Annotated in this window: 2 protein-coding genes; one reads left to right on the forward strand and one right to left on the reverse strand. The window is 67.5% G+C overall.

All coding sequences use genetic code 11. The annotated features are described in order from the left end of the window. Nucleotides 1-83: 83 nt before the first annotated feature. Entirely contained in the window at nt 84-920 is an 837-nt protein-coding gene (locus tag E0504_RS50130) for a TetR/AcrR family transcriptional regulator (protein WP_131628176.1), read from the forward strand. A 420-nt stretch (nt 921-1,340) separates the two neighbouring features. Here E0504_RS50130 and E0504_RS54895 read toward each other — a convergent pair whose 3' ends face one another. Beyond that, nucleotides 1,341-1,487, reverse strand: a complete 147-nt coding sequence (locus tag E0504_RS54895) for an alpha/beta hydrolase (RefSeq protein WP_373694026.1) — start codon at nt 1,485-1,487, stop codon at nt 1,341-1,343. Between the last annotated feature and the right edge of the window lie 90 nt (nt 1,488-1,577).

The following is a 1,577-nucleotide window of genomic DNA, read 5'->3' on the forward strand; positions in this document are numbered from 1 at the left end:
CAAGATTCAGGACAGGTACTGATGCGTACGCCGTTCGCCTTTCAGTCGATGAAGTATGCGAACAGTGCACGCATTCTGTCAAGGTGGTGTTGGATGGCCTGGTGAAGCGGCGATCATCTGTGGAGACCACCCTGCGGTCCGACTCGCCTGGGTCCAGGGCCGTACTTCCGGCGGATCCGCCGGATCCGCCGGATCCCGCGTCCTCGGGCGAACCGGTCGCGCCCGGATCGGTGCGCTGGTGGGTGGATCGCGCGGCGGTCGAGGCCCGGCGCAAGCCCCGCGCCGGGGGCCTGTCCACCGCGCGCATCATCGACACCGCGCTGGAGATCCTCCGGGAGGGCGGACTGGACGCGCTCTCCGTGCGGGCCGTCGCCGTGCGGCTCGGCACCAGCGCCGGATCCCTCTACCGGCACATCGCCAGCCGCGAGGAACTCGTCGCGCTGATCGCCGACCACGTCATGGGCGACATCCGCCTCGACCGCACCGGCCGGGGATGGCGCGCCGACGTCGAGGCGCTCCTGCGCGAGATGCGACGGGTCTTCCTCGAACAACCCCTCCCCCCGTCCGCGACCAGAGGGGAGGCGTACGGGCCGAACATGCTCCGCGTGGTCGACGCCGCCCTCGGACTCTTCCTGGAGGCCGGACTGACCAACGAGCAGGCCGCCTACGCCACCTCGACCACACTGAAATTCGTCGCCGCCGCCACCAGCATCCAGCGCAGTGCCGCCAGCCAGGCGACGGGCCGAAAAGCCGGAGGCGCCGACTTCGGCCAGCTTCTCGACGCGCTGCCCGCCAGCCAGTTCACCGCCCTACGCGTGGCCGGACCGATCTACGCGGACATCTCCGCCGACGATGTCTTCACCCAAGGCATGGCGATTCTCCTCGACGGCGTGGCCAGCCGACGCCCCGACAGGTGGTGAGCGTCGCGTCGGTCATCGCGAACGGCCGCCGGTCAGCGTCCAGGACGGTGCCCGAGACCATCGTCGCGGCCAGCAGCGTCGGGTGCACCGGTCCGACGCCCACGACGCCCACGCGATCATCAACGCCGCGAGGCCCCCGCGTAACATCGGCACCGACAGCTTCCCCGCCCATCAGGCCGGCTGGCTGACCAACCAGTCCGAAACGGAAGCTGTCGCATTGCCGCGCGAGAGGGCGAGTAGCTGCGCCGAATGTGCTCGACAACGCCTGTCGACCTGTTGTAGATGGGATACGGATCGTCACAGCTGGTTTTCCGCAATGCCGTCGCCGTCAGACGGTGTCTGAACCCCTTCAGTACCGCCCCGACCTGCTACGGGGCTTCCTGGCCGGAACCGGCCTACAACTCGAACCACCATAGCCGGTCACCTCACGAGTACAACATCAGTAAAGCCACCCATCGAGTGGCCGACCAGCACGTCACCGGGTTCGCTCACTTCAACGACCGCGTCGCGGTAGCGGGCGAGAGTGGCGTCCTCGTCGACGCGCTTACCGTGGCCGGGAAGATCGATAGCTACTGACGATTAATGCGTGGTGTTAATGCTCCCGGTGATAGTCGCGGGTGTGCGGGTAAACCCTTTGTATGAGGTATGCGACGGGTG

The organism is Parafrankia sp. BMG5.11, from assembly GCF_004337455.1.